The organism is Nevskia soli DSM 19509, assembly GCF_000711955.1.
Classification (GTDB): Bacteria; Pseudomonadota; Gammaproteobacteria; order Nevskiales; family Nevskiaceae; genus Nevskia; species Nevskia soli.
The window spans coordinates 1-26,740 of sequence record NZ_JONR01000055.1; the positions used below are offsets into that span (position 1 = coordinate 1).

A 26,740-nucleotide genomic window follows, 5' to 3' on the forward strand; every position below is an offset into this window, starting at 1 on the left:
GACGCTATGTCCATGAGCGCAAAGACGTCTTCCTCGCACGACGACGAGGACCTGGGCACCGCGATCGCCGAAATCAACGTGACGCCGCTGGTCGACGTCATGCTGGTGCTGCTGATCATCTTCATGGTGACGGCGCCCCTGATGATGTCGCAGGTGCCGGTGACGCTGCCCAAGGCCGCGTTGCAGGAAATGGGCAAGCCGCGCGACCCGCTGATCGTCTCCTTCGACCTCAACGGCAACTACTACATCGACACCGGCGGCGGTCACGTCGACGAGATGACCATCGACCAGCTGCCCGCCCGCCTGCAACAGATCGCGCAGGCCCAGCCGGACAATCTGGTCTACATCCGTGCCGACAAGGGTGCGGTATTCGACAAGGTGCGTGATCTTCTGAAGATGGCCGCTCAGGCCGGCTTCTACAAGGTTTCGCTCATGTCCCAGGCCCAGCCATGATCCCCAACGTCATGCGCGGCTCCGGCGACCTCGCAAGGAGGCTGAAATGAGTGCTGCAATCGAGATGAACGGCAACAGGATGCGAGCGCCCAAGGCGCCCGCGCCGCGGGAGCGGGTCAATGTCGGCGTGGTCATGTCGGTGGTGTTCCACGCCGCGCTGATCGTCTATCTGCTCTACCTGGTGCATCCGCACGTGTCCTTCATGGAGCCGAAGAAGATCATCACCACGGTGGAGTTGGCGCCGCCGCCGCCCCCACCGAAGACGCCGCCCCCACCGAAGACGCCGCCCCCACCGAAGACGCCGCCGCGGGCGCAGACACCGCCTCCGCCGCAGCAGATCGTGACCCAGGCCGCGGTGCCGACGCCGGATGTGCCTTCCGTGCCGCCGGTGGTGGATACGCCGCCGCCACCCCCGCCGCCTCCGGCGCGCGTGGTGGGCACCACGGTACCGGCCGCGTACTACAACGGCCTGGAGGCGCTGATCCAGAAGTCGGTGCAGTATCCGAAGAGGTCGCTGGACAACCAGGAGGAGGGCGACTGCATGGTGCGGGTGACCTTCTCGCGCGACGGCACCATCGAGGATTCGCAACTGGTGCACAAGGCCGGCTATTCGGCGCTGGACAACGAGTGCAGGAGCGTCTTCAGCCGCATCGGCAAGTTCCCGGCCATCCCGGCCAATGCCAATCCGGACGCGACGGACTTCGCCATCGAGTTGCCGATCAACTTCGCCTTGCAGTAAGCGTGCGGGCCAGGGCGGCGTGATTCACGCCGCCCTGGCCATGCGATCGGCGTTCAGCGCCGCTTGCGCAGGCGCACCAGGAAGCGGTAATAGGCCGGGCAGAGCAGCACCGCGCCGAGCATGTTGGCGATGAACATGAATACCAGCAGCTTGCCCATGTCGCGCTGGAACTGGAGTTCGGAGAACAGCCAGGCGGCGACGCCGCCGGCCAGGCACAGGCCGGTGAAGATCACCGCCTTGCCGGTCTGGTGCAGGGTCTGGAAATAGCCCTCGCGCAGGTTCATGCCGTGGTTGCGCACCTTGTCCTGCAAGACGTCGTAGATGTAGATGCCGTAATCCACGCCGACGCCTACCGCCAGCGACACCACCGGCAGGGTGGCGACCTTGAGGCCGATGCCGAACAGGGCCATCAGTGCATTGGCGAAGATCGACACCATGAACAGCGGGATGCAGATGGCGAGCAGGCCGGCCGGCGAGCGGTAGGACACCAGCACCAGCAGCACGATCACCGCGTACACCGCCAGTACCGTGACCAGCTCCTTGGCTTCCACCACCTCGTTGGCCGCGGCCATCACGCCGATGTTGCCGGAGCCGATGGCGAAGTTGGCGGGGCAGCTCAGCTCCGCCTGCGCCTGGTATTGCGCGGCGGCATCGTCGGCGGCTTTCTGCAGGGATTGGGCGTGTGCATCGGCGGCGATCTTCTCGTCGCCGGCGCCGTGATCGCGCAGCGTGTCGGTATAGCGCTGCAATTCGTCGCGGCGGATGCCGACATTGCGGCGCAGCGCGGTGCGGGCCTCGCAGGCGGCCGGCTTCACCTCCGGGTGCGCGCTGTAGAACTCCGCCGCGTTCTGCGCGTTGAAGCGCTTGGCGGCGTCGATGACGCGGTCGATGGTGGCGGCGCGATGGTCGGCGGTGAAGACGAACACCGGCATGGCGGCGCAGTGGAAGTCGAGCAGGCCGGAGGTGGTCTGGATGTCCTGGTTGATCAGGGACAGCACGTTGCCGTTGCGAGGCAGCACGCCGAACTTGGGATCGAGGTCCATCAGGCCCAGGTAGGCCTGGCGCACCACGGTGGCGATGGATTTCACCGACTGCACGCCCTCGATGTTCTGCATGCGCCAGGCGAAGGTGTCGATCTGGTTGAGGGTGTCGTACTGGGCGCAGGTCTCCGGAGCGGTCTCGGTGATCAGCTTGAGGATGTCGGTGCCGATGGTGAAGTTGCCGGTGACGGCGAGGAAGTCGCGGTTGTAGCGCGAGTCCGGCCGCAGCTCCGGCACGCCGGTGGTGGCGTCACCGATGATGCGTTTGGACTGGATCGCCCAGGAGCCGCCCAGCACCAGCAATGACAGCAGCACCAGCGCCGCCGCCACCGGCTTCTCCGTGACGAAGGACAGGGCGTGCCACAGGCGGTCGCCGGCGTTGATCTTGGCCAGCCGCTTGCGGCGGAAGGCGTCGACATTGGCCACGCTGAGCTTCGACAGCCAGATCGGCATCATCACCTTGTTGGTGACGATCACCGCGAACATGCCCAGGCAGGCGTTCACCGACATGTCGCGCACGCTGCCGATCGGCACCAGGTAGATGGTGAAGAAGCCGGCGACGTTGGTCAGCAGGGCGATGCTGCCGGGAATGAACAGGCGGCGGAAGGTGCTGCGGGAAGCCTCGAAACCAAGAGTACGAAGCGGCGGCGTAGCCGCCGGCTCCTGTCCCTCTACCGCAAGGCGGGAGCGGGTGGAGGGGTGAGGGCGGCCCCACCGCACCACCTCGTCGGCCCAGGTATTGACGTACTGCACGCCGTGCGAGGTGGACACCGCCAGCACCAGGAAGGGCACCATGATGGCGAAGGGATCGACGCCGTAGCCGAAGGTGTGCAGCAGCCCGAACTCCCACACCACCGCGACCACCGAGCAGCACAGCGGCAGCAGCGCCAGGCGGAAGCTGCCGAGGTACCACCACAGCGCCAGCATCGTCGCCAGCACGGTGAGGCCGAAGAACAGCATCACCTGGAGCGCGGCGTCGGTGACGTCGCCGGTGACCTTGGTGAAGCCGACGATGTGGACGGCGATGTCCGGGTTGTACTGCGGGTTGTCCTGCGCCTCCACGGCAAGGTCACGGCCGGGCAGGTCGTGGCGCTCGACGCTGCCGTCCGGCTGCTTGCGGTCGGCCTCGACGCTGCGGAACCACAGCGTCCAGCCCGGCTGCTCGAAGGTTTCCGCCACCGCCTCGCCGGCGGCGAACGGCGGCACCGCGCGCTTGAGCCTGTAGACGTATTTCTTCGGACTGGTGAAGCGGCCGCGCACCGCGTCTTCCAGGCGGTGCGAGAGCTGCACCGGGTCGGTCTTGCGGCCGCTGACGGGATCGTGTTCCAGCACTTCCGCCGAGATCATGGCGCCGCGCTGATCCTTGGCGACGAGGCTGCCCACCACCTGCGCCTTGGCCACGTTGCGGCGGATCGTGTCGAACATCTCCGGCGTGGGCGCGTATTCGGCCGGGATCACGTCGCCGGCGATGAAGCCGCCGTCCACCACCTCGAGGTAGCGCACGTTGCGGGTGAAGATGGAGGAGACATGGGCGCGGTCGATGCCGGCCATGAAGAAGACTTCCTCGGTGGCCGCCTTCAGCTCCGCCAGGAACCTGTCGTTGTAGATGTCCGGCGCCGTGCCCGGCTTCTGCAGCAGGGCCACCAGCACCGTGTTGGCCCCGCCGAAGTCCGCCTGGTACTGCTTGAACACCTGGATGTAGGGGTGCCCCAGCGGCAGCGAGTTCTCGTACTCCGCCCCCGGCCGGATCTGCACCGCCTGCCACAGGAAGAACAGCGTGCCCAGCAGCAGGGCCGAGACGCAGACGCGGCGCGCACGCGCGCCGTAGATGAGCGGCTCCACCGCGCTCAGGATGTGCTGGGCTGTGAGCCGCATGGCGCTCCTCGTGCCTGTTTTATGAATCCGGACTGATTCGGGATACGGTTGAGCTTACAGGTCCATGACTTTATTGGGGTTTGTCAGGGAGGCCCGGGCGGACGCTGGCCGCCGGATGCATTGTGGCAAGGGGCAGGGGCGGGCGGCTTCGTCCGAATGGAGGCTGGGCGGGGTTCAGCTTGCTGCGCCGATGAGTGCCATGGGGGCGGGGGAGCGGCGCGCATGGCACGGATGCGTAGATGCCATAACGAACGGCGGTGCGCCGATGATTTCCAGCATTGGTAGGCCAAGGAACCTGTTCTGGCGAAAGCAGACCTTGCCGGCGCATGGGCCGCAAAAGCGCAGCCGACCAGAGGTAGATAAATCAGGGACGGGGCACTTTGACCGCCAGCGCATTGCGGCCTACGCTCATATCTCCAATGGCAGCAAGCATTTCTGCAATGATGAGGGGGGCGGTCGTGTTACACAAATTTTCCGGTTGTGCTCTTAAACAGCGTGGCGTTACGGCCACTGAATATGCCCTGATCATCGTCTTCGTCGCGCTGGTGATGATCGTCGGAGCCCAGTTGCTGGGCGCCAACCTGAGCAGCTTGTTCAGCTCGTTCGGCGCGGAAGTGTAGCGGGCGGAGTCTGGCGCCGGGTTCTGCCCTGGAGTTGGGCGGCGGGCGTAGGGTGGGCACCAGAAGTAGGCGCCTCCAAGTGAAGCGTAGCGCATCCCGCCTTCCGCGGAAGGCGGGATGGCTCCCGCCCTACCGCGCTCAGGTCGTCCGTTGTCCGTGGTGTTAGGGGACAATGATGAGGGGTTTCGTTGCTTCATCTGTTTTCCAGTAGCGAGCCAGCGCCTTTTTTGCTTCCGTAGCATCATCTGACTGGCTCCGCGCAACTAATTCCAGGAACTGCACTACGACATCTCGCTGCGCTGTTGAAAATTGCTTGAGCCTGGACAGGTTGTAGGCCGAGCGGTTGGTTAAACCAAACACTACTGCACCGACTAACTCCCATGATTTGTGTGGCCAGGCAACGTCGATGTACTTGCAAGCGAAACTCATAAACGCCGGTATGTAATATACGAAGCCAGACTCCGAGAGGTGTGCCAGTCCCAAGCTACAGGCAATGAGTTCGTCATCTGAATACGAGCGCCAAGTGCGGCCTCGATCCAGATCTGCGGCACGATCCCACTCGTCCTCGGAGATTTTTCTTGACATGGTCTGGTCAGCGAGGACTGCCTGGCGTAGCGTCATGTCTGGAAAGGGCTTCAATGGAAAGGCACCATCAAGCAACGAGTCGAAAGCAGACATTCTTTTCCCCTAACGCAATTTGGATGGATAAAGAAGCCCGGTAGGGCGGGAGAAGCGTAGCGTATCCCGCCTTCCGCGGAAGGCGGGATAGCTCCCCCCATACCGCGCTTATAAAAGAGCAAACTACGGCTGGCGCCATCCAAATAGCGGCCTTATGGGCAAAAAAACATGCTCGCGGCCGGCCCGATGCCGGTGCGGCAGGTGCAGACGGAGGCGAAGCACATCGGCGTTCCCTGGCGCACGGTACAGCGCGCATTGAAGAAGTCGGGCGCGGAGTCGGTGCGCGAGGGCTTTGCCCCCAACGCGCGCTACGTCTGGCGTCTCAAGCGGCGGTTGGGAGCGGCCGGTGCGCCATCGGTGCCCGTCCCGGGTGATGGCGCGCATGAGGCGCATGGAGACGGGGCGGAGTCGTCATTCCCGGATTGAGTGGGGATGGGCTGCAAGCAGCGAAGAGTCCGAAGGATTCTTCGCTGTGACGCAAATAACAGAAGGGGCGGACGGGCGTGCGGTCCCGTTCCGCCCCCTCTGCTTGAATCAACCGAAGACGCCGTATTCCACCTGGAGGATCTGGCCGGTGCCGGTGTCGACCAGCAGGGCGTCGGTATCGTCGCGTACCCACTCGTAGCCGGCGGGCGGCACTTCGAGGGAGAAGAGCCAGTAGTCGGCGAGGATGTATTGCGAGGTCCAGTAGGCGCGCGGCAGGGTCTGACCATAGGCCCAGCGGCGTGCGCTCCAGCCGGCGGGGCGGTGGTAGGCGCCGATCCTGTAGGTGCGCGCGGCCTGGAAGTTGTGCTGGTAGGCGGCGCGGTCGACGGTGGCGGGACGGGCGTCCCAGCCTTTGGGCTCGGTGTTGCGCTGGTAGCCGCTGGGCCCGGGGTGTGGTTCGCCGTGCGGGGGTTCGCTGTGCGCGGGTACGGAATGGCCGGGGCCGCCGCGGTGGTCGGGCTCGGCCGCGGCAGTGCCGCCGATGAGGAGGAGGGCGGCGGCCAGGCAGAGGCCGGTCTTCAGACGATGCGCCATGGGGTTCTTCCTTGTTGAATGGTTTTTCCGGATGCTCGGCCCCGGAGCCAGCCCGGCTGCCCTGCCATCCCGCTGCATCGGGCCGCTCGGAAAGCCGTGCGCATAGCATGCGATAAACCTTGCAACAGGAATGCGGCGACGATGTAAAGAAAGGTAAGGCGGCCGCTGCGGCGGCCTGTGAACAAAAAGGGCAGGAGCTGTGCGCTCCCGCCCCGTACCTAACTACAACTCTGCCCGATCAGAAGGAGTAAGTGGCCTTGGCGTAGTAGTAGCCGCCGTTGATGCCGAACGGCGAGAACGAGGGATAGATCTGCACGGCGGCGTTGTCGTTGCCGGCGCGCTCGTTCGCCAATACTGTTGCATTGATCTTGTCAGGATATTCGTTGAACAGGTTGATGGCGCCGACGTCGAGTTTGATCTCCTTGGTGGCCTGATAACCCAGATCCAGGTTGGTGATCGGAGTCGGACCGATGCGTGTCCGGTAGATCGGAGCGACACTGACGTTGGCATCATCGTTCTGGTACTCCTCGGAGGAACCGTACAGCTTCTCCACTAGGTTCACCGTGTACTTGCCCCTGGTCCACAGGGCCCCGAGGTTGATGACGTACTTGGGAGATGCGGTGGTCAGGTCGGTAATGGCGGTGGCGTTGAACAACTCCTGGGGAGGTGTGGGAGGAACAGTGGTGGGAACCTCCGCGAGTTGGGAAGGGGTCGCCCTGACCGAAGTCACCGAGGTCTGGTTGTAAGTGGCTGCGATGCTCCAGTCCACAGTGCCGAAGCTGGTGTTGTTGAACACGTATTCGACCGGATAATCCACCGACAGGTCGGCGCCGCGCGTGCGGGTGCTGATGCCGTTGGCGAAGATGTTGATGCCGGTGTCGCCGTGGGCCTGAACGTCCGGATCGAGCACGTTGCCGTTGGCGATAATCGCATCCGTAGCTGCTTGCGAATAGGTGGTGCCGCTCACCGTACCGTAAATGGTGCCGCTGCCGACGATGCGATTCCTGATGTTGGTCTGGTAGAGGTCCAGGGTTGCCGTCAGGCGCGGTATCGGACGGAAGACGAAGCCGATGCTGTAGCTGATGGACTTTTCCGGTTCCAGGCCATTGCCGAGACCCAATAGCTGGGCCGCCTTTGCGTTGGGCGGCAACTGTACGAAGGCGGTGCTCGGTCCGACGTTGGTGGTGGAGTAGAACTCCTCGGCCAGCGTCGGCGCACGGAAGCCGCTGCTGATAGTGCCGCGTATGGCATAGGCCTCGGTGAAGTCATAGCGCGCGGTGAGCTTGCCGATGGTGGTGCTGCCGAAATCGCTATAGTGCTCATAGCGGCCGGCGATGTCGACGTAGAGTTTTTCGATCGGCTTCCCGGCCAGGTCCACATAACCGGCGTAGTTGCGGCGGGAGTGGTCACCGGCATCGGTGGGCGTGAAGCCAGGGAAAGACTGCGCACCGCCATAGAGATAGGAGGACGGGTTGCCAGCGCCGATCTCGTACTTGTCACGCCGGTACTCGGCGCCGAACGCGACGTTTAGCGGTGCGGCCATGCCTATCTCGAAGTCGCGGCTGAAATCCAGGTTCGAAGTCCACTGCGAGGCGCTGAAAAAGCCATCGTAGAAGTCGGTGGGTGAGGCGCCGGTGCCGGGGAAACTGCCGCCGTCTCCACCATAGAGACCGGCATTGGCGGAGCCGAGGGTGAACAGCTTGATCCTGTCATCGCCCAGTGTGGTGCTGAGATCCCAGTTCCACAGCGCTACCTCTCCTTTCAGTCCGCCGGTGACGGAGTAATCCCTTTCCTGGATCGCTTCCTCCGGGCTGAAACCGTAGGGGTACATGTAGGTGGTGACGCCGGTATTGGGGTCGGTGTAGTGAACCTTATTGGGCTGCCGGTAGTTCTCGAACGACGCTGCATCCTTGTCGCCGTAGGTGCCAAAAGTGTAAAATCTGACGTTGTCGCCCAGACCGAATCCGGCACTGAACGCGCCAATTTTGCTGTGATACGCAGCATCACCCTGAATCTGGTTCAAATACGGATAACCAGTCGCGTAGGGCTCGTTGGTGTTGGGGTAGGTGCCGCCATGCGCAGGATCGACATTGGCTGGATCGATCACGCGCGGGTCGATGCCGCCACGCTGGCTATGGCCATGGTTGTGAACTTCACCGGTCAAATTCAGGTAAGCGCCGTCCGCCGGCTTGAAGCCGACGTTGCCCGCGACTTCGCTGGTGACGCCACCCTGGTCCATATAGTGGCCATAGGTGCCGCTGACCATGCCGCCCGAAGCTTTCTTCTTCAGGATGATGTTGATAACACCCGCGATCGCATCGGTACCATATTGGGCAGCCGCGCCCTCGGTCAGGACTTCGATGTGGTCGATGGCACTTATGGGTATGAAATTTAGGTCAACGCCGGCACCGCCCTGGTAGGGGCCGCCCAGTACCGCAAGATTGCCGGTGGTGTGCCGCCGCTTGCCATCGACCAGGACCAGCGTGTGGTTGGGACTCAAGCCGCGGAGCTTCGCCTGCAGCGTTTGATTGGCCATGTCGCCGCCGAAGCCCTGGGCTGTCAACGAGGGAATCAGATTCGCCAGGGTGTTGATCAGATCAGGGTTGCCGGATGCGGTTTGCAGCGCCTGTGCACTCAGCACCTGGATGGGCGCGGGACTGTCCGCGGCCTGCAGGGTGGTGGTGCGCGTACCGGTCACCACCACGGTGTTGAGCGTGGCGGGGCCGTTGCTGGTATCCGTGGTGGCTTCGGCGGTTTGCGCTTCAGCCGCCGGCGCCGCGGCGGCAAGCACGAGTGCCGCAACCGCGAACATGGAAGCGCGGTGCGGTGGATTGTCGAGACTCAAAATCTTTCCCATTTCTAGCCATCTCCCTACGTCGATAGAACAAATGTGGCTTGTACTTCCCAAGTGGCGGACACGGAATTTCATCCGGGCCTCTCATGAAGAACGCGGGACAAGGCGAAAGTGGAAATGCGGCGTTGCACGGCGGGAGATGCCGTGGCTATTGGGTTTTATTGGTGCGTGATCTGCGCGGGAGCAGCGCCGCAGTGCGCAATTTCAGCGCGTTGTCCGCACCGATTCAAGGCGTTCGCGGCCAGAGGATTGGTGCGGCTGCGGCATTACCCACGGACGCGAAGGATGGCGCGTGCATGAGCCGACACGGCCATCGTCCGATTGCGCTGGCGTTGAAGCTTCATCTTCTGCAAGCGCCGTTGCCGGCCTGGTAGATGAGTGGTAACGACGGGAAGCTGATTGTCGCGTCGTGTCTATTGAGGCCGATGAATGCCGCCTTGCGCGGCCGCCTCCGTACAACAACAGCGGACGGGCCGCGGACTTCCGCGGCCCGTCCTTGCTACATCAATGCATGCCCAGCACGCGGAACACCAGGAACAGGCCGGCGGCGAAGGTCATGGCGCCGAGCAGCACGCACACGGGCAGGGTCAGCACCCAGGCCAGCAGCACGTTGCGGATGGTGTCGCTCTGCACGCCGGACTTGTTGGCCACCATGGTGCCGGCGATGCCGGAAGACAGGATGTGGGTGGTGCTCACCGGCAGGCCGAGCTGGTCGGCGGCTTCGATGGTGGCGAAGGCCACCAGCTCGGCCGAGGCGCCCTGGCCATAGGTGAGGTGGGCCTTGCCGATCTTCTCGCCGACGGTGACGACGATGCGCTTCCAGCCGATCATGGTACCCAGACCGAGTGCCACGGCCACCGCCACCTTGACCCAGGTGGGGATGAAGGTGGTGACCTTCTTCAGGTCGCCGGTGTACTTGCCGACCGCGTCCTTGTCGAGGCCGGCGGGCAGCTTGCCGGCCTTGTCCAGGCGGGTCAGCGTTTCCGTGACCATGTACAGGTCCATGCGCAGGTCGCGGCGCTTGTCGGCCTGCACGTCGGCCAGGCTCTTCACGCCCTGCAGGCCGTTGACCACGTCGCTGTTCATCTGCGCCAGCGCCGGGACGGTGTTGTCGTCGATCTGCTTCTTCTTCAGGAACTGGGTCAGCGCCTTGCGCGCGGCCTGCTCGTCCAGCACCGGGCTGCCGGCCGGGGCGAGCGAGGCCTGGATGCTGGTGGCATTGGCTTCGATGCGCTGCAGGGTGTCGGCGCTGGTGCCCATGTTGACGGCGAAGGCCACCGGGGCGATGCCGATCAGGATCAGCATGATCAGGCCCATGCCCTTCTGGCCGTCGTTGGAGCCGTGGGCGAAGCTGACGCCGGTGCAGGTCAGCACCAGCAGGGCGCGCACCGGCCAGGGCGGCGGCGTATTGCCCTTGGGCGATTCGAACAGCGCCGGCATCTTGATCAGGGCCTTCATCAGCAGCAGCACCACGGCGGCGAGTACGAAGCCGATGATCGGCGAGAACAGCAGCGCCTTGCCGGTATCGGCCACCTTGGCCCAGTTGACGCCGTCGCCGAAGGCGGAGTCCGGCGACAGGTAGGAGTTCATCAGGCCGACGCCGACGATGGAGCCGATCAGGGTGTGCGAGCTGGAGGCGGGAAGGCCCAGGTACCAGGTGCCGACGTTCCAGATGATGGCCGAGATCAGCAGGGCGAAGACCATGGCGAAGCCGGCCCCCGAGCCGACGTTGAGCACCAGCTCCACCGGCAGCAAGGCGATGATGCCGAAGGCCACCGCGCCGGTGGAGGTGAGCACGCCGATGAGATTCCACATGCCGGACCAGACGACCGCCTGGTAGGGCTTGAGCGTGTGGGTGTAGATGACCGTGGCCACCGCGTTGGCGGTGTCATGGAAGCCGTTGACGAATTCAAAGCCCAGCGCCATGAGCAAGGCCAGCGCCAGCAGCACGAGTGTCGGTGTATCGATTCCCAGTTCGGCAAGCATCGCGAACTCCCTAGTCTTATTGGTGGTCCGTGATCTTCGGTTCCCCAGGTTGCGGATTTATGAAGCCTGTGACGGGTTTCACGCGGTTTCACCGGCGATTGTTGTAAGTTGCCGCTCCCCGGTTCAGGGGAGGAAGCGCCCCCGGAAAACCGGGGTCTTTCCGCGCGGCGGCCCGGTCATCCGGCCGGGCCCGTACATCAACAGGGAGACGTAACCATGAAGAAAGCTTGGGGTTTTCTGATCGCCGCCAGCCTGCTCGGCAGCGCCGCGGCCCATGCCGGCTGCGACCGTCCGAAGAACGATTTCGACGATCTGTACTGCCTGGACAAGGTCTATATCCAGGCGGACAAGGATCTCAACGACGAGTACGCCAAGCTGTCCAAGCGGCTCGACGCCAACGGCAAGGCCGCGCTGAAACACGGCCAGCTGGCCTGGATCAAGTCGCGCAACGACCAGTGCAGCATGAAGGACGACCACGGCTTCTGGGTCAACCTGGACTGCGCGGCGCAGACGACCGTCAGCCGGACGCAGTTCCTGCAGGACCGCAACCGCGAGTGCGCCAGCGCGGGATGCATGCCGAGCAAGCTGGAAGCGGCGAACTGAGGTTCCGGTGGCGGAGGCATACACCCCTCCGCCTCTCACGCTTCGCGGCTCCGCGTCGCAATCGGAAGCCGGGCTACGCAAGGCCCTGGACCCCGGCTTTCGCCGGGGTGATGGATATTATTCCTGCGGTGGCAGCTGCAGTTCGCAAGCTTCCAGTACCTGCCGCAAGCCCGGCCCGATGAACTTGGCCCGGTGCAGCACCGCATGCAGCGGACGGCGCAGGTTGAGGAATGGGGTGCGCAGGATTGCCAGTTCGCCGCGCTTGGCCGCGTCCTCGACCACGAAGCGCGACAGGCAGCCCAGGCCCGCACCGGCGCGCACGGCGCGCATCACGGCTTCGGTATGGCCCAGTTCCATGCGGGTATGGATGGCGATGCCTTGGCTCTCGGCGGCGCGGTCGAAGACCTCGCGCGTGCCGGAGCCGCGTTCGCGCAATACCCAGGATGCCTCCTGCAGATCGTTCGGCGCCAGGCGACGCTTGCGGGCGAGAGGATGGTCCGGCGGGGCGATCACCATCAACTCGTCTTCGCGCCAGGGCAGCACGCGCAGGTCCGGGTGTTCGCAGGGGCCTTCGATGAAGCCGGCGTCGGCCTGGAAGGCAGCCACGGCGGCGATCACCATTTCGGTGTTCTCCACCTTCAATTCCACGCGGGTCTTTTCCTGCCGCGCGAGGTGGGCGCCGATCAGCGGCGGCAGCAGGTAGCTGCCCACGGTGAGTGAGGCGGCGAGGCGCACCAGCGTCTCGGCGGTGCTGCCGTGGCGGCGCAGGGTGGTTTCGATTTCCTCGGCGCGCTCCAGCAGCTCGGTCGCGCGCGGCAGCAGGGCGTGGCCGCGCTCGTTGAGCTGGAGCTTGCGGCCGGCGCGGTCGAACAGCGGGCCTTCCAGCGCGGACTCCAGTTCCGCCAGGGCCTGGCTGGCCGCGGACTGCGACAGGCCGATGGCCGCGGCGGCCAGGGTGATGCCGCCGCTGCGGCAGGTGGCGGTGAAGACCTGGAGCTGGCGCAGGGTGAGGCGCATCGATATATCCATAAAATCGAACTATATAATCAATAATATCCGTTTTACGGATTGATAGTCCGGCCTTACCGTGCTCGCCATCGAAGACGAAGGCGGCAATTCATGAACACGCAAGCAATCAGGACCGGCTTGAAGACGCATCTCCCCGGGCTCGCGGTAGCGGGTCTGATCGGCCTGGTGGCCGCCGGCCTGGCGCAGGCGCCGTGGCTGACGCACCTGGGCATCGGCGCGCTCACCGTGGCCATCGCCATCGGCATGGTGGCGGGCAACGTGGTGCCGCAGCGCTGGTCGGTGGCGGCGGGGCCGGGCGTGCTGTTCGCGCAGCGCGGCCTGCTGCGGCTCGGCGTGGGCCTGTACGGCCTGCGCCTGACGGTGCAGCAGCTCGGCGCGGTGGGGCTGCGCGGCGTACTGATCGACTCGCTGGTGATCATGTCCACGCTGGGCCTGGCGCTGTGGGCCGGCACCCGCTGGTTCAAGCTGGATCGTGATACCGCATTACTGGTTGGAACAGGCAGCGCCATTTGCGGTGCGGCGGCGGTGATGGCGGCCGAGCCGGTGCTGCGGGCGCCGCCGCACAAGGTAGCGGTGGCGGTGGCGACAGTGACGGTGTTCGGCAGCCTGGCGATCTTCGTCTATCCGCTGCTGTTCCCGCTGCTCGGATTGCAGCAGGCGCAGTTCGGCGTCTACATCGGTTCCACCGTGCACGAGGTGGCGCAGGTGGTGGCCGCCGGCAAGGCGGTCTCATCCGCCACTGCCGACGAGGCGGTGGTAGTGAAGCTGATCCGCGTGGCCCTGCTGGCGCCGGTGCTGATGCTGCTGGCGCGGCTGATGCGCGGCGGCCCGGGTGTGGTGGCGGGTCCGAAGGCGCCGCTGCTGCCCTGGTTCATCGGGCTGTTCGCGGTGAGCGCCGGGATCAACTCACTGGGCTGGATCGGGCCGCTGCCGCATGCGGCGCTGATGTCACTCGACAACGGCCTGCTGGCGGTGGCGATGGCGGCGCTGGGCTGGGGCAGTTCCGTCCGGCTGATGCGGCAGGCGGGGATCAGGCCGCTGCTGCTGGGCGGCTTGTTGTTCGCCTTCCTGCTGGTCGGCGGGTATGGGATCAACCGGATCGTGACGGCGCTGGTGTAGTCGGTCGGCAGGCGCTACGACTCCGTCTCCTGCGCGAGCGTGTCGATGCCATTGCGATCCATCCGCCACGCCACCCAGGAATTCTCGCGCTGGCCGCCGAGTCGCTGATAGAAGCGCTCGGCCTCGTGGTTGCCGTGCAGCACGTCCCAGCGCATGCGGCCGCAGCCGAGGCGCCGGGCTTGCCGCGCCAGCGCGCGCATCAGCTGTTCGCCGATGTTCCGCCCGCGGTAGCCGTTATCGACGTACAGCTCCTTCAGCATCAGCGTCGGCCGCAGGTCGTAGGTGAACGGCACCAGGTAGTACACCGCCATGCCGGCCGCGGTGTCCGTTGCCGTGTCGATCGCCAGCTTGGCGTGGAACTCCGGCCGCGGGCCGAAGCCGCGTACCGCCAGGTCGCGGGCGGTGACGGCGAAGTCCGCCCGGTAGCCTTCGAACACCGCCAGCGCCCGCATCAGTCGCAGCAGGTCCGGGATGTCCGTGTGCAGGGCGTCGCGGATCTGGATCGCGGCCTGAACGTGCGGTGAAACCCCGGACGGACGGGCCGTCCGGGGTGCGGGCTCAGGCGTGTTCAAGGCCCAGGCCTTCGTCGATCCAGCCGGTGAGGCCGCCGATCATCTCCTTCACCGGCCGGCCCAGCCGCGCCAGCTTCACCGCCGCCTTGCTGGCGCCGTTGCAGTGCGGGCCGGCGCAATACACCACGAACAGCGTCTCCGCCGGGAATTCCTCCAGGCGCGGCTCGCCGATCATGCGGGTGGGGATGTTGATCGCGCCGGGTACATGGCCGGCGGCGTAGAGCGCCGGGGTGCGCACGTCCACCAGCACGAAGTCCTTCTGCTCGTGCCGGGTGGCGTACCAGACATCCGAGCAATCGGTTTCGAATGCCAGCCGTGCCTCGAAGTGCGCCAGCGCCCGTTCCGGTGCCGCGGCCTTGACCTGCTGTACGACAGTTGCCATGTCCCGCTCCTGGTTTGCCGAGTGACGAGCAGCAGTATCGGCGTGGGCGTGGTGGCTGGAAACTGGCAAGAATGCCAATTATCATGAAAAACATGCCAAAGCCCCCAAGTAGAGAAAGAAACACGAAAAAAGCATCAGCGGGGCACAGCGTGGCGGCGCTGGCCTACGACGGCCTGTGCACCTTCGAGTTCGGCATCGCGGTGGAGGTGTTCGGCCTGCCGCGGCCGGAAATCCCGGACTGGTACCGCTTCACCGTGTGCGCCATCGAGCCCGGGCCGCTCGCCGCCACCGGCGGCTTCCAGCTGATCGCCGCCGGAGGGCTGGCGCAGCTGCGGCAGGCGGATACGGTGATCGTGCCGGGCTGGCGCGGCATCCATACGCCGGTGCCGGAGTCGCTGATCAAGGCCTTGCGCGCGGCGCATGCGCGCGGTGCGCGGCTGGTGTCCTTCTGTTCCGGCGTGTTCGTGCTGGCGGCCGCCGGCCTGCTGGCCGGCCGGCGCGCGACGACGCACTGGCGTTACGCTGCACAGCTGGCGGCGGCCTATCCGGACATCCGCATCGAGCCGGATGTGCTGTATGTGGATGAGGGGGAGATCCTGACTTCGGCCGGCAGCGCCGCCGCGCTGGACCTGTCGCTGCACCTGGTGCGCCGCGACCACGGCGCGCGCATCGCCAACCAGGTGGCGCGCCGCCTGGTGATCCCGCCGCACCGCGACGGCGGGCAGGCGCAGTTCATCGACCGGCCGGTGCAGCAGGAAGGCGCCGCATTGGCCGCGCTGTTCGAGTGGATGCGGCGCAACCTGCAACGCGATCTGCCGATCAGCGTGCTGGCGAAGCAGGCGCGGATGAGCGGGCGCACCTTCCTGCGCCGCTTCGAGGAAGCCACCGGTACCACGCCCAAGGACTGGGTCATCAACGAGCGGCTGAGCCGCGCCCGCGAATTGCTCGAAGGCTCGGGTATGGCGGTGGAGCGGGTGGCGACGGAATGCGGCTTCGGCTCGGCGGATACGCTGAGGCATCACTTTCGTACGCGGTTGAAGCTCAGTCCCAAGCGTTACCGGGATCGGTTCGAGTTGTCGGCCTGACTGAAAACATCATCGTCATGCCGGCGAAAGCCGGCATCCAGGGACGGTAGTGCGACGATCGACCTTCCTGGATACCGGCTTTCGCCGGCATGACGCCGGTACTTGGGCTCAGGTCTTGCTGCGGGCAATCCAGGCATTGACCCGCTCTTCCAGCAAGTCCAGCGGCAATGGCCCTTCGCCCAGAACCAGGTCGTGGAATTTGCGGATGTCGAAGCGATCGCCCAACGCGCTTTCCGCGCGGTGGCGCAGCTCCAGGATTTTCAGTTCGCCGATCTTGTAGCCCAGGGCCTGGCCGGGCCAGCCGATGTAGCGGTCGACTTCGACTTCGATGTTCTTGTCGGACAGCACGGTGTTGTCGGACATGTAGGCGATGGCCTGCTCGCGGGTCCAGCCCTTGTGGTGCAGGCCGGTGTCGACCACCAGGCGGCAGGCGCGCCACATCTCCATCGACAGGCGGCCGAAGTTCTCGTAGGGGTCGCGATAGATGCCCATCTCGATGCCGAGTTTCTCCGAGTACAGCGCCCAGCCTTCGACGTAGGCGGTGAGGTCGTCGTTGCGGCGGAACAGGGGGATGGCCTTGTTCTCCTGCGCCAGGGCGATCTGCAGGTGATGGCCGGGCACGGCCTCGTGCAGGGTCAGCGAGGGCATTTCGTAGAGCGGGCGCTTGTCGAGATGCGAGGTGTTGACCATGTAGCCGCCGGCGGTGCCCTGCTCCGGGCTGCCCGGCCAGTAGCGCGCGCTGGTGTAGCTCTCCTCGATCTCGCGCGGCACCGGACGCACGCCGTAGGGCAGGCGCGGCAGCAGGCCGAACCATTTGGGCAGCTGGTCGTCGATGCGCTTGGCGATTTCGCTGGCCTTTTCCATCAGGGCCTGGCGGCTGCTCACGTAGAACTTCGGGTTGCTGCGCAGGTCGGCCTGGAATTCCTTGAAGCTGCCGTGGAAACCGGTCTCGGCGATCACGCCGTTCATCTCGGCGCGGATGCGGGCGACTTCCTTCAGGCCGAGTTCGTGCATCTGGTCCGGCGTGATGTCGGTGGTGGTATGGCGGCGTACCAGGAAGGCGTAGTAGGCGGCGCCGTTGGGCGTGGCCTCGATGCCCAGTTTGGCGCGCGCCTTGGGCAGATAGTTCTTCTCCAGGAATTCCAGCAGCTCGCGCTGGGCCGGCTTGATCTTGTCGGTGACCAGTTGCAGCGCCTTGGTGCGCAGGGCTTTCTGCTGCTCCGCGCTGAAGTTGTCCGGCAGCGTGGCGAAGGGCAGCAGCAGGGAGCTTTGCGCGGCCGGCGTTTCGCTCTGTGCCTTGGCGACGCGAAGCGCGGCGTCGACCACCGGCGCCGGCTGCACGAAGTCGGTCGCCAGGCCGCGGCGGGCGTTGGCGATCTCGGTGGCGTAGAAGGCGGGAAGGGCGTCGAGGCGCGCCAGCCAGCTGTCGGCGTCGGCCTGGGTGCGGATCACGGTGCCGCGCGCGACGTAGTCGGGGATATTGAAGAAGCCGTCGTCGGCGGCGAAGGGGAAGCGCGCTTCGTCGAAGGACAGGCCTTCGTAGCTGCGGCCGACCTGGCGGCTCATGGCTGCGCGGTTGAGGGCATCCTCGCCTTGCAGCGGGGTCTTGCCCAGGGCATCGAGGCGATTGCGGAATCCTTCCAGCGCCTTCTTGCGGATGGCGTCGGCGGCCTGTGAATCGTCGGGCCAGCGCTTCAGCGCATCCTGGTCGCCTTGCTGTCCCGCCGTCACCGGGTCCTGCTGGAGGCTGTAGCGCTCGTAGTCGGCCACCAGCATGTTGAGGTCGTCAGCCGAGGCTGGCGCAGGGCCGGCGATCAAGGCCAGCGCCATCAATGCAGTGGCAAGACAAGGTGCGGCACGGAAGCGCAGGACAGCGGCCGGGAAGAAGGGCATGGGCGGTAATTTCTATATAAGTCGTGGACACCCGGTATGGGTGCGGTGTCCCCGCCACATGACGCGGCTGCGGCAAAACGAATGACAGCCGGGGAATGTGAGAGCGGATTGCGGCCAGCCTAATCCACCCATGCCGGATCGCGCTACTGCCGATGCGGCCCTTCGATGATTCCGGCGCCGTTCAGGGCATGACGCCGGCCTGCGCCTCCGGCTTCCTGCCATGGCCTTTCAGCGCGCCGATGAACTCGCGCATGGGGCCGAAGATGCCGGCGAACAGGGGATGGTCGCGATGCATCAGCATCACCTCGCTGAGGCGCGGCCTTCAGGCGCGCGCCAGGGTGATGGCGGATTCCGGGCAGGCCTTCACGCACAGACCGCAGGCATGACAGGCCTCCGCGTTCGGTGTGAGAGCCTGTTGCCAGCCGTGGGCACGGCCCTTGAGGCGGCCGAGGAAGCTGAGGCCGGTGCGTTGCTCGACCGGCAGGGTGGTGACGACGAAGACCTCGTAGGGGCAGACCTCGACGCAATCGGCCTTGCCCTCGCAGCGGTTGCGGTCGATCACCGGCACGAACAGGCCCGGCTCCTGCTTGCATTCGACCGCCGCGGACGCCGCCGCCTCGCAGCGGCCGCCGCGCCGCGCACTACGCTCGCGGCGGCTCATAGCGGACGTGTCGAACGGCGCTGCGGCAGGGCGTCGAGAATGCTGCTGTCGACATTGCGGCCGAGATTGGCGCGCAGGCGGTTGACGATGAACAGCAGCATCAGCGCGTCCTGGCTGGTGGTCTCGAACACCAGTGGGGCGTCCAGCGGCTGGTCTACGTGCGGCGTGAACAGATGCTCGATGGTGACGCGGTATTGATGGGCTTGCATGGCGCACTCCTTGTGCGGAATTGCGGAGCGGATTACTTGCCGCGGATTTCCTCGGCGGCGCGGCGCAGGATCTCGGCGATGCGCTTGTACTCTTCCGGCGAGCTGTGCTTCTTCTCGTGCAGGGCCGTCTTCAGCTCGCGGCGGGCGAGCCAGGCTTCCTTGTAGCCGCGGAAGCTGAAGCCCGGGGCGTCCGCATTGTCGTCGTCGGCCGGCGCTTCGCCGGAGAAGGCGCGGCGCACCGTGTCCATGCGGCTGCCGATCTGCTCGAGCCGGCTCAGGATGGTGTTGACCACTTCGCGGTTTTGCTCGAGGAAGGCGCGGCCCTCGTCGGTGATGCTGTACAGCTTCTTGCTGCCCTCGGCCTGCACCGTGGCGTGGCCGATTTCCTCGAGGTAGGTGAGGGCGGGGTAGACCATGCCGGGGCTGGGCACGTAGAAGCCGCCGGAGCGCACTTCCAGGGCCTTGATGATCTCGTAGCCGTGGCTGGGCTTTTCGGCCAGCAGGGCCAGCACGACCAACTGGAGTTCGTTGGAGCCGAGCTTGCGGCCGGTGCGGAAGCCGTGGCCTCCGGGGCCGTCGCCGCCGAAGAAGCCGCCGCCGAAACGGCCATGGGGGCCGCGGAAGCGGCTCATGAAGGAAAGGACTTCTTCGGTGTGATGCTCGTGTCCGTGGTGATGATGATGGTGGTGGCGCATGATCGATTCCTTGATAGTTGTTAGATATATCTTACGATATGTGTGTATCTTAAGATATGTTTTGAAATAGTCAAGGGGCGGTCAGGGTGGGGCGGCTAGGAGAGCGGGGCCATAGCCGGCATACGGCGATGTCCTGAGAAGAAAAGCACAACGTCATACCGGCGAAAGCCGGTATCCAGGGTTGAGCGCGCACTTGCCGACTCTGGATACCGGCTTTCGCCGGTATGACGCTGAACGGGGAGAGACGTTACTTCGTTCATCCCCGCCTACGTTTGGAAACACCGTCATGCCGGCGACAGCCGGTATGACGACAAGCAGGAGGGGCGGTGCCTAGACCGCGACCGTCTCCGCCGCAAACGCTTCGCGCAATGCACCGGCGGCGGTGCCGAGCGCCTGATCCGCGGCATCGAGCACGCCGAGCATGCTGGCGAAGCCGTGGATCTGTCCCGGCCAGCGGTGCAGTTCCACCGCCACACCCGCACTGCGCATGGCCCTGGCATAGGCTTCGCCTTCGTCGCGCAGCGGATCGTATTCGGCGGTGATGACGGTGGCCGCGGCCAGGCCCGACAGGTCGCGCGAGCGCAGCGGCGAGGCGCGCAGGTCGTCGGCGGACTTCGCGTCCGGCAGGTATTGCCGGGTGAACCAGTTCATCATGTCCCAGGTGAGGAAGTAGCCCTTGGCGAAATTTCGGTACGACTCGGTATCCGCGCGCCAGTCGGTGATCGGATAGAGCAATAGCTGATGCCGCAATGCCGGGCCGTGGTCGCGCCAGTGCTGCGCCGCCACCGCGGCGAGGTTGCCGCCGGCGCTGTCGCCGGCAACGGCAATGCGCGAGGAATCGCCGCCGATATCGCGGGCATTGCGGTGCACCCAGGCCAGCGCGGCGCAGGCGTCTTTCACCGCGCCGGGGAAGCGTGTTTCCGGCGCCAGCCGGTAGTCCACCGACACCACCAGGGTGCGCGCGCGTTTGGCCAGGCAGCGGCAGATGTTGTCGTGCGAATCGAGGCTGCCGATGACGAAGCCGCCGCCGTGGAAGAACACGGTGATCGGCAGGGTGGTGCCTATCTCGTCGCGATACAGACGGATGTTCAGTGGGCCGCCAGGGCCGGGGATGCTGCGGTTCTCGATCCGCGCCACCGCGTCGCCCGGCGCGAACATCGAGGGGCCGTTCATCATCGCGCGGTATTGCGGCGCATCGACGCCGGAAAAATCGACCGCGGGCATCGCCGCGAAAGCGTCGAGCAGGGCCTTGGCCTGTGGATCGAGTGTCATGGGTTCTCCCCCTGTTATTGGTGGCTACGTGGCCATGCTGGGCTGTCGCGAATGCGGCGGCATCGTCCAAAGCGACTATGTATCCGGGGCAAGCGGGAAGCGCTTCGCGCGGCCGAAACGCTTTAGCTCAAATGGACGATGAGGCGCTTGACCAGACGTCCAGAATGCCGCCATCGCAGGAAGGTGCATCGCCTCCTGACAGTTCACACAAACACGAAGGAGGAGCGCGGCAATGAAATTTTCCCTGATCTACGAGGCGCAGACCACGGACGCCTCGCGCGCCGGCGACCGCAAGGTGTTCGACGATATCGTCGAGCAGGCGCTGCTGGCGGAGCAGATGGGCTTCGATATCATCTGGTGCGTGGAGCACACCGCGCTGAGCAACTACGCTCACATGAGCGCGCCGGAAACGGTGCTGGCCTTCCTCGCCGGCAAGACCCAGCGCATCGGCCTGGGCCATGGCGTGGTGTGCCTGCCGCCGGCGATGAACCACCCGGTCAAGGTGGCGGAGCGCATCGCCACGCTGGACCTGCTGTCGCACGGGCGCATGCATTTCGGCGTCGGCAAGGGCGGCACGCAACAGGAGTCCGGCACCTTCGGCTATGACCTGAGCACGCTCAATCCGCAGATCGACGAGGCGATGTACCTGATCCCGAAGATCATGACCCAGGACGAGATCGAGCACGACGGCGTCTACGTCAAGATCCCGCGCCGGCCGATCCATCCCAAGCCTTACCAGGATCCGCATCCGCCGATGTACCTGGCCTGCACCAATACCGAAACGCTGGCGCGTGCCGGTGCCCGCGGCATGGGCGCGCTGGTGCTGGGCTTCGGCGGTCCCGAGGATGTGGCCAAGAAGAACGCGATCTACCGCGAGGCCTGGAGCGGGCGCAAGGCGGAAGACCAGGTCGGCTTCCGTCCCAACCAGCACCTCGCCGCGCTGTGCCCGACCATCGTGCTCGACGACGGCCTGGCGGCGCGCAAGATCGGGATCAAGGGCCAGCGCTATTTCATGGAGTCGCTGGCGCACTGGTACACCGGTGGCCCCAAGCCCGATCCCGCGCAGTGGGGCGACGACGTCACCGTCGCCGACGCGACGGGCAAGTCGGTGGTCAAGACCAGCTTCGCCTCGGAGAAGGTCGCGGTCGACTTCAGCGATCCGGCCATGATGCTGCTCAACCCGAACCATGCCTACGGCACGGTGCAGGACTGCATCGGCTACGTGCAGCGCCTGATCGATGCCGGTGCCGACGAGATCCTGTTCATCTGCCAGATGGGCACGGTGCCGCAGTGGGCGCAGCTGGAGACGCTGCGCAATATCGGCCAGCAGGTGATTCCGCATTTTCGCGACCGGCAGGCGCAGCGCGCCGCCTGAAGGGAGCCATGGCCATGGGCGAACTGCGTTTTCAGGGCGGCGTTGCCGTCATCACCGGCGCCGCCAGCGGCATCGGCACCGGGCTGGCGCGCAAGGCGGCGGCGCTGGGCATGCGGCTGGTGCTGGCGGATGTGCAGGAGCGGGTGTTGCGGGACTTCGCCGCCACGCTGGATGGGGACGTGCTGGCGATGCCGACCGACGTCGCCGACGCGGCCTCGGTCGAACGGCTGGCGCAAAACACGTACGAGCGCTTTGGCAGCGTCGACCTGTTGTTCAACAACGCCGGCGTGCTCACCACCGGATTCAGCTGGCAGATCGAGCCGGAGCGCTGGAAGCGCAGCTTCGATATCAATTTCAACGGCGTGCTGCACGGCCTGCGCAGCTTCGTGCCGCGCCTGCTCAAGGCGGGGCGGCCGGCGCATATCGTCAACACCTCCTCGGTCGGCGGCTTCCTGCCCAGTCCGCTGATGGCGCCGTATTCGGCCAGCAAGTTCGCGGTGCTGGCGCTGACCGAGAGCCTGCGCGCCGAACTGGAGATGCTGAAGGCGCCGGTCGGCGTCTCGCTGCTGGCGCCGGGGCCGGTGCAAAGCGGCATCTTCAACGATCCTTTCGGCCCGCAGGCCGATCCGGCGGCACAGGCCTTCGTCGACAGCATGCGCACCCTGCTGACCCGGCATGGCCTCACGCCGGACGCATTCGCCGAACGCGTCTTCGCCAGCATCGCGCGGGGGCAATACTGGCTGATCCCGCAGCCGGAGGCATTCGACGAGCCATTCCGCCAGCGCAACGAGGATATCGCCGCGCGGCGCAATCCGCGCCCGCTCTGGTAAGAGCCGGTGCCGCGTCCGGCCGGCCAGCCGTACCGCCAGTTATCCGCCAATCTGATCCGCAGGTCAGTTGGCAGCCGAAAAATCACCAAGTCGTTAAAAATCGCCAAGAATGGCCCGTCCCCCTATAGCAACTTAGCCCAAACAACGGTTCCGGGGCTGGCCATGCACCGCGCAAGCGGCTGCAGGCGCGGCCACCCGGAATCCACAACAACGGCGGGTTGCGAGGAGAGAGACGATGAAGTTGAAGACGGCCGGCATTTCCTGCTTGCTGGCATTCGGCGTGGGGGTCTTATCGACTCCCGCCCTGGCCAAGGTGTCGGCCGAGCAGGCCGCACAGCTCGGCGGCGACAAGTACACCTGCACCGGTGCGGAGAAAGCCGGCACGCCGGGCGGCGTCGCGGAATTCAGCGGCAAGTGGCTGGACTCCTGGCCGGGCATGAAGAACAAGGGCGGCTACGAACCCGGCCCCTATGCCGACGAGAAGCCGCTGTTCACCGTCACGGCGCAGAACATGGCGCAGTACGCCGACAAGCTCACCGACGGCCAGAAGGCGTTGTTCAAGCGCCACCCCGAATCGTTCCGCATGATCGTCTATCCCAGCCACCGCGACTTCCGCGTGCCGGACTGGGTCTGCGGCGTGATCAAGCGCAACGCCACCAACGCCGAACTGGTGCATGACGGCCTGGGCACCAACGGCGAGACGGGCGCCATCGCCTTCCCGTTCCCGCAGAGCGGCCAGGAAGCGGTGTGGAACATGATCCTGCCGTACCGCGCCTGGACCGAGGCCTCGGTGTACGACATCGCCGATGTCTACGGCAACGGCAGCATTTCCTGGGGCAAGCAGCGCTTCCGCACGCTGAGCATGTTCACCGACCCGAATCACCGCAGCACCGCGCAGGAGCAGATCAGCTCCTACTTCTACAACGAGGAAATCTCGCCGCCGCGCGACAAGGGCTCCATCGGCATCGGCTGGCAGCCCAACGATTTCCACAACGACCGCACCCAGACCTGGCAGTACAACCCGGGCACGCGCCGCGTGCGGCAGTCGCCGGAAGTCGGGTTCGACTATCCCATCCCGCCGGCGGGACTGCGCACCATCGACGATGATTACCTGTTCCAGGGCAATCCGGAGCGCTTCAACTGGAAGATCGTGGGCAAGAAGGAGTACTACGTCCCCTACAACAACTTCCGCTCCAACGATCCGTCGCTGAAGCTCACCGACATGATCAAGCCGAACACGCCCAATCCGGATTACCAGCGCTACGAGCTGCACCGGGTTTGGGTGATCGAGGCCAGTCTCAAGTCCGACTACCGGCACATCTACAAGCGCAAGGTGTTGTACGTCGACGAGGACACCTGGCTGTCGCTGTGGTCCGAGGCTTACGACGCGCGTGACCAGCTGTGGCGCACCTCGTTCATCGACTATCACTACTCGGCGGAGTGCGAGTGCTATCACCGCGGCGTGTCCGTGTACCACGACCTGACCGCGGGCGCCTACGAGGCCACCTACCTGGTCAACGAGTCGGGGGTGGCCAACTGGTGGAAGCTCAACGATCCCACCAATACGCCGGATCTGTACAGCCCCAAGGTGGCGGCGACCTCGGGCCACTGATGTGCCAGGCACAGTCGATTGAATAAACGTCCGCCCACGCAATGGGGCGGCGGGCAAGGCCGTGAGCGCGTGCCCGGACCAGATATCAGAACAATTATCGGGAGGAGAACAATGAGAATCCAACCAGGCAAGACGCATCCGGCCAAGACCGGCCTGAAGCTGCGCCGCAGCGCCCTGGCGCTGGGCGTCGCCGCGCTGGCGGCGGGGCCGGCGCAGGCCGGCACATTGAGCGTGGCCGACGGCATCGACGCGGAATACAAGCTGACGGTCAACTACGGCGTATCGATGCGCCTGAAGGATGCGAGCAACGATCTGATCAATGGCCCGATCAATCCGACCTCCAAGCTGCCGACCACCATTAACTTCGACGACGGCGACCGCAACTTCAAGTCCGGCAGCCTGATCAACAACCGCATCAGCGGCCTGGCCGAGTTGATCCTGCGCGGCCCCAACTACGGCATCGCGCTGAGTGGCGACGGTTTCTACGACCAGGCCTACCATCATCCGAACAGCAACGATTCTCCGGATACGGTCAACAAGACCGAGCAGCCGTTCAACCGCTTCACCGACGGCGCGCGTTATTACGATGGCCAGCGCGTGCGCCTGCTTGACGCCTATGCCTACGGCAACTGGCGCCTCGGCCCGCACCGGGACATCGACCTGCGCGTGGGGCGCCAGGTGGTGGCCTGGGGCGAGGCCCTGTTCTTCTCCGGCATCGCCACCGCGCAGGCCCCGGCCGATGCCTCCAAGGCCTTCGTGCCCGGCGTCGAGACCAAGGACATCCTGCTGCCGAGCAACCAGATCTCGGTGAAGGTGGGCCTCACCGACGACCTCACCTTCCAGGGTTATTACAAGCTGCAATACAAGGCCACCGAGTTGAGCCCGGTCGGCGACTACTTTTCCACCACCGACGTGGTCGGCCCCGGCGCCGAGTTCATCTACCTGACGCAGAATCCGTTCTATGGCCTGACCGTGCTGCCGGCGCCGCTGAACATCCCGCTGGGACAGCTGATTCCGGGCACGCCGCAGAACTGGACCGCCACCCGCGGCCCCGATCTCAAGCCCACGGCCTTCGGCCAGTACGGCGTCAGCCTGCTCTACCAGCTCACACCGCAGACCAGCGTCGGCGGTTACTACCTGCGCTACAGCGATACCTCTCCGGCCACGGTGCTGACGCAAGGCTACCAGGTACTGCTGGCGCCGCTGAGCGTCCTGCCGCCGTCCTTGCAAGGCGTGCTGCAAGCAGTCGAATCCGGCATCCTGCAGGGGCAGCCGGCACCGCCGGTCAATCTGCCGCTGACCTCGCAGGCCATCGGCGTGCAGGTGCCGGTGTCCTACAACGTCAAGTACTTCGACGGCATCCACATGGGGGCGCTGAGCTTCTCCACGCAGGCCCTCGGCGTCAGCTTGGCCGGTGAGGTGAACTACCGCGACGGCATCGACCTGCTGGTCAATCCGGCCAGCCCCACGGTGACGCGCGGCAAGACCACCCAGGCCGACTTCAGCGCATTGCAGGTGCTGGGACCGGGCTGGTTCTGGGATTCGCTCAACCTGATCGGCGAAGTCGGCTACATCCACGTCAACGGTGTCGACGCGGTGGACGGGGTGACCCAGCTCACCAACGGCGCCGGACCGGGGACCAAGAACGCCTGGGCTTATTCCTTCCTGGCCTCCTTCGACTGGAAGAACGTGTTCTCCGGCTGGGATATCGACGCGCCGGTCACCTTCCAGGGCATTGCCAAGGGTTCGCCGCCGCCGGGTACCTTCGGTTCCTTGTGGGGCGAGGGCGATCAGCGCGCTTCGGTGGGGGTGGACTTCAGCTACCTGCAACGCCTGACGCTGGGCCTGACCTACAGCGCCTTCCTCGGCCGGTCCAACCTCGAGCAGCATCCTTACGCCGACCGCGATTACGCCGGTTTCAACATCAAGTACCAGTTCTAGCAGCGGCCTCGATGCGCAGCAATCCGCGCCGGGGCAAGGCACCGCCCCGGCGCGGATTCCTCGTGGACACGGAGGTGCCCGGCAACGCTCGTATAGGCTCTTAGAGCCTGTAACAGAATGAATCGCACCTGCGTTGCAGTCCAAAATCGCGTCAGGCAAGGCGGAGGGCTGAGCCATGGTGATTCCATGGCTCAGCC

General features: G+C 65.5%; 25 protein-coding genes. 11 read left to right on the forward strand and 14 right to left on the reverse strand.

Annotated features, from left to right (window positions below; translation table 11 throughout):
• Positions 1-12: 12 nt before the first annotated feature.
• Complete coding sequence (locus BP26_RS0120775; protein ID WP_169740756.1) at positions 13-453, forward strand: ExbD/TolR family protein; 441 nt, start codon at positions 13-15, stop codon at positions 451-453.
• A gap of 46 nt (positions 454-499) precedes the next feature.
• Positions 500-1,192, forward strand: a complete 693-nt coding sequence (locus tag BP26_RS30955; protein ID WP_157572673.1) for a TonB family protein — start codon at positions 500-502, stop codon at positions 1,190-1,192.
• A gap of 53 nt (positions 1,193-1,245) precedes the next feature.
• Here the strand turns inward: BP26_RS30955 and BP26_RS26945 are convergent, their stop codons facing one another.
• On the reverse strand, positions 1,246-4,107 hold the full coding sequence (locus tag BP26_RS26945; RefSeq protein ID WP_036517550.1) for an efflux RND transporter permease subunit: 2,862 nt from the start codon (positions 4,105-4,107) through the stop codon (positions 1,246-1,248).
• 458 nt (positions 4,108-4,565) lie between these two features.
• On the opposite strand from BP26_RS26945, the gene BP26_RS0120790 reads away from it, so the two are divergent.
• Complete coding sequence (locus BP26_RS0120790; protein ID WP_211254999.1) at positions 4,566-4,727, forward strand: Flp family type IVb pilin; 162 nt, start codon at positions 4,566-4,568, stop codon at positions 4,725-4,727.
• 162 nt (positions 4,728-4,889) lie between these two features.
• Here the strand turns inward: BP26_RS0120790 and BP26_RS0120795 are convergent, their stop codons facing one another.
• Positions 4,890-5,405 (reverse strand): DUF6714 family protein, encoded by a 516-nt coding sequence (locus BP26_RS0120795; protein ID WP_029922486.1) that lies wholly within the window; start codon positions 5,403-5,405, stop codon positions 4,890-4,892.
• Between the two features lie 168 nt (positions 5,406-5,573).
• Here BP26_RS0120795 and BP26_RS0120800 point away from each other — a divergent pair, with 168 nt between their 5' ends.
• On the forward strand, positions 5,574-5,831 hold the full coding sequence (locus BP26_RS0120800; protein ID WP_029922487.1) for a hypothetical protein: 258 nt from the start codon (positions 5,574-5,576) through the stop codon (positions 5,829-5,831).
• A gap of 108 nt (positions 5,832-5,939) precedes the next feature.
• Here BP26_RS0120800 and BP26_RS0120805 read toward each other — a convergent pair whose 3' ends face one another.
• From BP26_RS0120805 to BP26_RS0120815, 3 genes are all read right to left on the reverse strand, one after another.
• Positions 5,940-6,425: an RcnB family protein gene (locus tag BP26_RS0120805; protein ID WP_051749243.1), complete on the reverse strand. Its 486-nt coding sequence runs from the start codon at positions 6,423-6,425 to the stop codon at positions 5,940-5,942.
• A 238-nt stretch (positions 6,426-6,663) separates the two neighbouring features.
• Positions 6,664-9,354 carry a TonB-dependent receptor plug domain-containing protein gene (locus BP26_RS0120810; RefSeq protein ID WP_211255000.1) on the reverse strand — a complete coding sequence of 897 codons (2,691 nt, stop codon included), beginning with the start codon at positions 9,352-9,354 and terminating at the stop codon, positions 6,664-6,666.
• Positions 9,355-9,783: 429 nt separating this feature from the next.
• The gene (locus tag BP26_RS0120815; protein ID WP_029922490.1) at positions 9,784-11,265 is read right to left on the reverse strand and encodes an inorganic phosphate transporter; all 1,482 of its coding nucleotides are present in this window, start codon (positions 11,263-11,265) and stop codon (positions 9,784-9,786) included.
• Between the two features lie 216 nt (positions 11,266-11,481).
• On the opposite strand from BP26_RS0120815, the gene BP26_RS0120820 reads away from it, so the two are divergent.
• On the forward strand, positions 11,482-11,868 hold the full coding sequence (locus tag BP26_RS0120820) for a lysozyme inhibitor LprI family protein (RefSeq protein WP_029922491.1): 387 nt from the start codon (positions 11,482-11,484) through the stop codon (positions 11,866-11,868).
• 117 nt (positions 11,869-11,985) lie between these two features.
• Here the strand turns inward: BP26_RS0120820 and BP26_RS0120825 are convergent, their stop codons facing one another.
• Positions 11,986-12,885 (reverse strand): LysR family transcriptional regulator, encoded by a 900-nt coding sequence (locus tag BP26_RS0120825; protein ID WP_029922492.1) that lies wholly within the window; start codon positions 12,883-12,885, stop codon positions 11,986-11,988.
• 102 nt (positions 12,886-12,987) lie between these two features.
• On the opposite strand from BP26_RS0120825, the gene BP26_RS0120830 reads away from it, so the two are divergent.
• Positions 12,988-14,016: a YeiH family protein gene (locus BP26_RS0120830; RefSeq protein ID WP_029922493.1), complete on the forward strand. Its 1,029-nt coding sequence runs from the start codon at positions 12,988-12,990 to the stop codon at positions 14,014-14,016.
• 14 nt (positions 14,017-14,030) lie between these two features.
• Here the strand turns inward: BP26_RS0120830 and BP26_RS0120835 are convergent, their stop codons facing one another.
• A complete protein-coding gene (locus BP26_RS0120835; protein ID WP_211255001.1) occupies positions 14,031-14,588 on the reverse strand; it encodes a GNAT family N-acetyltransferase in 558 nt (185 codons plus the stop codon).
• On the reverse strand, positions 14,575-14,970 hold the full coding sequence (locus BP26_RS0120840; RefSeq protein ID WP_029922495.1) for a rhodanese-like domain-containing protein: 396 nt from the start codon (positions 14,968-14,970) through the stop codon (positions 14,575-14,577). The genes BP26_RS0120835 and BP26_RS0120840 overlap by 14 nt, the downstream gene beginning before the upstream one ends.
• A gap of 92 nt (positions 14,971-15,062) precedes the next feature.
• Between BP26_RS0120840 and ftrA the strand changes: the two genes are divergently transcribed.
• Positions 15,063-16,055 carry a transcriptional regulator FtrA gene (ftrA, locus tag BP26_RS0120845; protein WP_051749248.1) on the forward strand — a complete coding sequence of 331 codons (993 nt, stop codon included), beginning with the start codon at positions 15,063-15,065 and terminating at the stop codon, positions 16,053-16,055.
• 108 nt (positions 16,056-16,163) lie between these two features.
• Here the strand turns inward: ftrA and BP26_RS0120850 are convergent, their stop codons facing one another.
• The 6 genes from BP26_RS0120850 to lipP1 form a co-directional block, all read right to left on the reverse strand.
• Positions 16,164-17,948 carry a DUF885 domain-containing protein gene (locus BP26_RS0120850; protein WP_051749245.1) on the reverse strand — a complete coding sequence of 595 codons (1,785 nt, stop codon included), beginning with the start codon at positions 17,946-17,948 and terminating at the stop codon, positions 16,164-16,166.
• Positions 17,949-18,129: 181 nt separating this feature from the next.
• Positions 18,130-18,249 carry a DUF3861 domain-containing protein gene (locus BP26_RS30765; protein ID WP_245611858.1) on the reverse strand — a complete coding sequence of 40 codons (120 nt, stop codon included), beginning with the start codon at positions 18,247-18,249 and terminating at the stop codon, positions 18,130-18,132.
• 21 nt (positions 18,250-18,270) lie between these two features.
• Entirely contained in the window at positions 18,271-18,609 is a 339-nt protein-coding gene (locus BP26_RS0120860; RefSeq protein ID WP_084183293.1) for a 4Fe-4S dicluster domain-containing protein, read from the reverse strand.
• Positions 18,606-18,818, reverse strand: coding sequence for a hypothetical protein (locus tag BP26_RS0120865; protein WP_029922499.1), 213 nt, complete (start codon positions 18,816-18,818; stop codon positions 18,606-18,608). Before BP26_RS0120865 ends, BP26_RS0120860 begins: the two co-directional genes overlap by 4 nt.
• A 32-nt stretch (positions 18,819-18,850) precedes the next feature.
• On the reverse strand, positions 18,851-19,513 hold the full coding sequence (locus tag BP26_RS0120870) for a PadR family transcriptional regulator (protein WP_051749246.1): 663 nt from the start codon (positions 19,511-19,513) through the stop codon (positions 18,851-18,853).
• A 330-nt stretch (positions 19,514-19,843) separates the two neighbouring features.
• Positions 19,844-20,785 carry a LipP1 family hormone-sensitive lipase gene (gene lipP1, locus BP26_RS0120875; RefSeq protein ID WP_029922501.1) on the reverse strand — a complete coding sequence of 314 codons (942 nt, stop codon included), beginning with the start codon at positions 20,783-20,785 and terminating at the stop codon, positions 19,844-19,846.
• A 232-nt stretch (positions 20,786-21,017) separates the two neighbouring features.
• Between lipP1 and BP26_RS0120880 the strand changes: the two genes are divergently transcribed.
• The 4 genes from BP26_RS0120880 to BP26_RS26950 all read left to right on the forward strand — a co-directional run bounded on the left by BP26_RS0120880 (position 21,018) and on the right by BP26_RS26950 (position 26,543).
• Positions 21,018-22,160 (forward strand): LLM class flavin-dependent oxidoreductase, encoded by a 1,143-nt coding sequence (locus BP26_RS0120880; RefSeq protein WP_029922502.1) that lies wholly within the window; start codon positions 21,018-21,020, stop codon positions 22,158-22,160.
• Positions 22,161-22,174: 14 nt separating this feature from the next.
• Complete coding sequence (locus tag BP26_RS0120885) at positions 22,175-22,990, forward strand: SDR family NAD(P)-dependent oxidoreductase (RefSeq protein ID WP_029922503.1); 816 nt, start codon at positions 22,175-22,177, stop codon at positions 22,988-22,990.
• Between the two features lie 235 nt (positions 22,991-23,225).
• Positions 23,226-24,602: a DUF1329 domain-containing protein gene (locus BP26_RS0120890; protein WP_029922504.1), complete on the forward strand. Its 1,377-nt coding sequence runs from the start codon at positions 23,226-23,228 to the stop codon at positions 24,600-24,602.
• 111 nt (positions 24,603-24,713) lie between these two features.
• Complete coding sequence (locus BP26_RS26950; protein ID WP_051749247.1) at positions 24,714-26,543, forward strand: DUF1302 domain-containing protein; 1,830 nt, start codon at positions 24,714-24,716, stop codon at positions 26,541-26,543.
• Positions 26,544-26,740 lie beyond the last annotated feature (197 nt).

Excerpts from the sequence above, each read along its gene's own strand:
- BP26_RS0120775 (WP_169740756.1), top strand. The coding sequence starts at position 13 with ATGAGCGCAAAGACGTCTTCCTCGCACGACGACGAGGACCTGGGCACC.
- BP26_RS30955 (WP_157572673.1), top strand. The coding sequence starts at position 500 with ATGAGTGCTGCAATCGAGATGAACGGCAACAGGATGCGAGCGCCCAAG.
- BP26_RS26945 (WP_036517550.1), bottom strand. The coding sequence starts at position 4,107 with ATGCGGCTCACAGCCCAGCACATCCTGAGCGCGGTGGAGCCGCTCATC.
- BP26_RS0120795 (WP_029922486.1), bottom strand. The coding sequence starts at position 5,405 with ATGTCTGCTTTCGACTCGTTGCTTGATGGTGCCTTTCCATTGAAGCCC.
- BP26_RS0120800 (WP_029922487.1), top strand. The coding sequence starts at position 5,574 with ATGCTCGCGGCCGGCCCGATGCCGGTGCGGCAGGTGCAGACGGAGGCG.
- BP26_RS0120805 (WP_051749243.1), bottom strand. The coding sequence starts at position 6,425 with ATGGCGCATCGTCTGAAGACCGGCCTCTGCCTGGCCGCCGCCCTCCTC.
- BP26_RS0120810 (WP_211255000.1), bottom strand. The coding sequence starts at position 9,354 with ATGAAATTCCGTGTCCGCCACTTGGGAAGTACAAGCCACATTTGTTCT.
- BP26_RS0120815 (WP_029922490.1), bottom strand. The coding sequence starts at position 11,265 with ATGCTTGCCGAACTGGGAATCGATACACCGACACTCGTGCTGCTGGCG.
- BP26_RS0120820 (WP_029922491.1), top strand. The coding sequence starts at position 11,482 with ATGAAGAAAGCTTGGGGTTTTCTGATCGCCGCCAGCCTGCTCGGCAGC.
- BP26_RS0120825 (WP_029922492.1), bottom strand. The coding sequence starts at position 12,885 with ATGCGCCTCACCCTGCGCCAGCTCCAGGTCTTCACCGCCACCTGCCGC.
- BP26_RS0120830 (WP_029922493.1), top strand. The coding sequence starts at position 12,988 with ATGAACACGCAAGCAATCAGGACCGGCTTGAAGACGCATCTCCCCGGG.
- BP26_RS0120840 (WP_029922495.1), bottom strand. The coding sequence starts at position 14,970 with ATGGCAACTGTCGTACAGCAGGTCAAGGCCGCGGCACCGGAACGGGCG.
- ftrA (WP_051749248.1), top strand. The coding sequence starts at position 15,063 with ATGCCAAAGCCCCCAAGTAGAGAAAGAAACACGAAAAAAGCATCAGCG.
- BP26_RS0120850 (WP_051749245.1), bottom strand. The coding sequence starts at position 17,948 with ATGCCCTTCTTCCCGGCCGCTGTCCTGCGCTTCCGTGCCGCACCTTGT.
- BP26_RS30765 (WP_245611858.1), bottom strand. The coding sequence starts at position 18,249 with ATGCTGATGCATCGCGACCATCCCCTGTTCGCCGGCATCTTCGGCCCC.
- BP26_RS0120860 (WP_084183293.1), bottom strand. The coding sequence starts at position 18,609 with ATGAGCCGCCGCGAGCGTAGTGCGCGGCGCGGCGGCCGCTGCGAGGCG.
- BP26_RS0120865 (WP_029922499.1), bottom strand. The coding sequence starts at position 18,818 with ATGCAAGCCCATCAATACCGCGTCACCATCGAGCATCTGTTCACGCCG.
- BP26_RS0120870 (WP_051749246.1), bottom strand. The coding sequence starts at position 19,513 with ATGCGCCACCACCATCATCATCACCACGGACACGAGCATCACACCGAA.
- lipP1 (WP_029922501.1), bottom strand. The coding sequence starts at position 20,785 with ATGACACTCGATCCACAGGCCAAGGCCCTGCTCGACGCTTTCGCGGCG.
- BP26_RS0120880 (WP_029922502.1), top strand. The coding sequence starts at position 21,018 with ATGAAATTTTCCCTGATCTACGAGGCGCAGACCACGGACGCCTCGCGC.
- BP26_RS0120885 (WP_029922503.1), top strand. The coding sequence starts at position 22,175 with ATGGGCGAACTGCGTTTTCAGGGCGGCGTTGCCGTCATCACCGGCGCC.
- BP26_RS0120890 (WP_029922504.1), top strand. The coding sequence starts at position 23,226 with ATGAAGTTGAAGACGGCCGGCATTTCCTGCTTGCTGGCATTCGGCGTG.
- BP26_RS26950 (WP_051749247.1), top strand. The coding sequence starts at position 24,714 with ATGAGAATCCAACCAGGCAAGACGCATCCGGCCAAGACCGGCCTGAAG.